This window comes from uncultured Campylobacter sp., from assembly GCF_905371695.1.
Lineage (GTDB): Bacteria > Campylobacterota > Campylobacteria > Campylobacterales > Campylobacteraceae > Campylobacter_A.
Window position 1 is genome coordinate 1 of sequence record NZ_CAJPMA010000136.1, and the last position, 2,994, is coordinate 2,994.

Here is a 2,994-nt window from a genome sequence, read left to right on the forward strand (position 1 = left end):
CTTCAAGCCGCAGACCTAGTGCCTCGCGTAGCCACGGGTACGGCGACGGGACTAACGGGGCTTTTCGGGTATTTGCTAGGCACCGTAAGCGCGGGCTGGGTAATGGGCAAACTAGTCGATATATTCGGCTGGGACGGCGGATTTTACGCGCTTATCGTCTCGTGCTTTTTGGCGTTCGGATTCATAGCCTTTACGCTATTTCACAAAACTTCGCGCCAGCTAAACGCGGCGTAATCTCGGGCGGATTTGCCGCCCTGCTTTTATGACGAAATCGGTTTTAGTAAAATTTCAAAATTTCGACGTTACCCTAAATTTTAAAAAACGCGTTAAAAATTTACGCCTTCGCGTCGATAAAAACGCTAAAATTTCTATGTCGTTACCGTTTTACTCTACGCAAAAAGCCGCGTTTGCGTTTCTTGCTAAACACGCGGAGTGGCTAGTCGCGACGCACGCGAGAATTAGCGCGAATTTACCGCTTGAAAACGAATTTATATTTTTAGGCGAAAAATGGTCGGTGAAATTAGACCCTGATTTTAAAGGCGTAAAATTTCAAAATTTTAGCGCGCCGGACGACGGAGGCGAAATTTACGCGGGCGAAATTTTGGCCCCGAATTTTACCGCGCTCGAAAATTTTAAAAAAGCGCGCGCGAAGCAAATTTACGGCGAGATGATAGCAAAATTCGAGCCTCTTATCGCTCGTCCCGCAACCCGCCTATGCGTGCGGAAAATGGCCACCCGTTGGGGCAGCTGCAACTCGCGCAAAGGCTATATAAACCTAAGCCTAAATCTAATCGAAAAACCGCTTGCACAGGTCGAATACGTCGTGCTTCACGAACTAGCTCACCTACTCTATCCGCATCACGGGGCGAAATTTTACGAATTTATCGCAGGCATAATGCCCGACTTTCGCTCTCGCGAGCGCGCGTTGAACGGTAAAAATTCATGATTTAAGCGGCAAACGCACCGCTATATGCTAAAATAGCATATCACTTCGAAAAGGATTAAAATGAAAAAAATTTTAGCGTTTTTATCGCTTGGATTATACCTAGTCGCCGGCGATTTAGAAAGCGGCGTAGAAGCATACAAAAGTCAAAATTTTAGCCTTGCTAAAAGCAAATTCGAGTTAGCCTGCCAAAGCGGCGAAAAAATGGGCTGCGAGAATTTAGCCGTAATGTACGTGCTAGGCAAAGGCATGTCAAAAGACTCGGCTAGCGCGATAAAATTTTACGAAAAAGGCTGCGAACTAGGAAGCGGCGGTAGCTGCGGGGCCGCGGGCGGAATGTATAAAGTGGGCGACGGCGCGCAAAGAGACGACGCAAAGGCGCTTGCGCTGCTGCTTAAAGGTTGCGATTTAGGCAACTCTAACGCTTGCAACGAAGCAGGCGGAATGTACCTGGAAAAGCAAAATAGAAACGATCAAAAAATAGCGCTTGAACTATTTAAAAAGGCATGCAGAGGCGGCGACGAAATAAATCTACTAGGCTGCCAATGGGAAAAAGATCTAACGAGAACGCCTTATTTTAGAAATTAATCGATTTGCCGACTTCGCGAGGTCGGCAAATTCTAAATAAATCCGCCTTAAATTTTAAAGCAAATTTCGCAAAGAGAGAGATACTCATATTCCCCGTTCGACGGAAATTTTACCGCTTTACGCCGTAAGCGCTAGCGCGGCCTTATCCTTTTTATTTTTCATCCACTGCGTAGCGAATACGAACGCGTATATCGCCGCACCTATCGCGTATCCCGCGTATTCGTTAGGCACTATGCCGTATCTAGCGCAGATATTAGGCACCATCGCTAACGGCACGACTAAAATCAGTAGCGCTCGCTCCCAAATTCGTACTTTCGTAACGAAATAGCCTTGCAGTACCGACGAGAATGCAAACATTCCCACGATTGCCATACCAAAAACCAGCGCGATCTCAAAGGGATTACTCATCCACACGATGCCGTCGGCGCTTTGCGGATTATTCGGATCGACACTATCTATTAGCATAAGTTTATTGTTAAAGAAAAACGCGAACGGGAGTATCGCCGTACGTAGATCGTAGAAGAATCCTTGAAGTCCGACTATTACGGGATTTGCCTTTGCAATTCCCGCCGCAGCATAAGCCGCTATGCCGACGGGCGGCGTATCGTCGGCTAAAATTCCGAAGTAAAATACGAACAAATGCACGGCGATTGCGGGGATTAAAAAGCCGTTTTTATAGGCAAGCAGTAAAATTACGGGCGCGACTAAGCTTGAAACCACGATATAGTTCGCCGTAGTCGGTAGTCCCATGCCAAGGATTAGCGACATTACCGCGGTTAGCAGTAAAATTAGAACGATATTATTGCCCGCAAGCTGCTCGACGATGTCAGAAAGTACCTGCCCGAGCCCCGTTAGCGAGATAGAACCCACGATGATGCCGGCAAGCGCAGTGGCTACGGCGATCGTCGTCATACTCTTTGCCGCCGTCACCATCGCCCAAAAGATATCTTCAAACCCGATCATTACGTCCTCGCGACCGACTTTTTGTCCCATAGCCAGCTTTTTAACCGGCTCTTGAAAAATCATAACTAAAAATAAAAATCCGATCGCGTTAAATGCTGCGGCGATCGCCGATTCCTTGGCGATTAATAGCGTATAAAGCAGTACCAAAATAGGCGTAATATAATGAATGCCGCTAAGAAAAATTTTAAATTTGGAGTGATATTCGCTTTGCTCTATACCTTTAAGCCCCAATTTACAGCTCTCTAAATGGACGATAAAAAATAGCGAAATATAGCAAGCAAACGCCGGAATTACGGCCGCCATCATTACGTTAGTGTAGCTCATACCTAAAAATTCCGCGATGATAAACGCCGCAGCGCCCATAATAGGCGGCATCAGCTGTCCGTTCACGCCCGCAGCCACCTCGATAGCGCCTGCTTTCGTACGTGTAAGTCCAGCCTTCGTCATTAAAGGTATAGAGCAAAGCGAATATCACTCCAAATTTAAAATTTTTCTTAGCG

Annotated in this window: 2 protein-coding genes and 2 pseudogenes; 3 read left to right on the forward strand and 1 reads right to left on the reverse strand. The window is 46.7% G+C overall.

Translation table 11 applies throughout. The features are described from left to right. The 3 genes and pseudogenes from QZ147_RS08905 to QZ147_RS08915 form a co-directional block, all read left to right on the forward strand. Positions 1–234, forward strand: a pseudogene (locus tag QZ147_RS08905) (hypothetical protein); the annotation flags it as partial. 28 nt (positions 235–262) lie between these two features. Beyond that, entirely contained in the window at positions 263–946 is a 684-nt protein-coding gene (locus QZ147_RS08910; protein ID WP_295149484.1) for a SprT family zinc-dependent metalloprotease, read from the forward strand. A gap of 60 nt (positions 947–1,006) precedes the next feature. Beyond that, on the forward strand, positions 1,007–1,531 hold the full coding sequence (locus tag QZ147_RS08915; protein ID WP_295149486.1) for a tetratricopeptide repeat protein: 525 nt from the start codon (positions 1,007–1,009) through the stop codon (positions 1,529–1,531). A 117-nt stretch (positions 1,532–1,648) separates the two neighbouring features. Here the strand turns inward: QZ147_RS08915 and QZ147_RS08920 are convergent. Beyond that, positions 1,649–2,953, reverse strand: a pseudogene (locus QZ147_RS08920) (TRAP transporter fused permease subunit); the annotation flags it as partial. Positions 2,954–2,994: the final 41 nt, after the last annotated feature.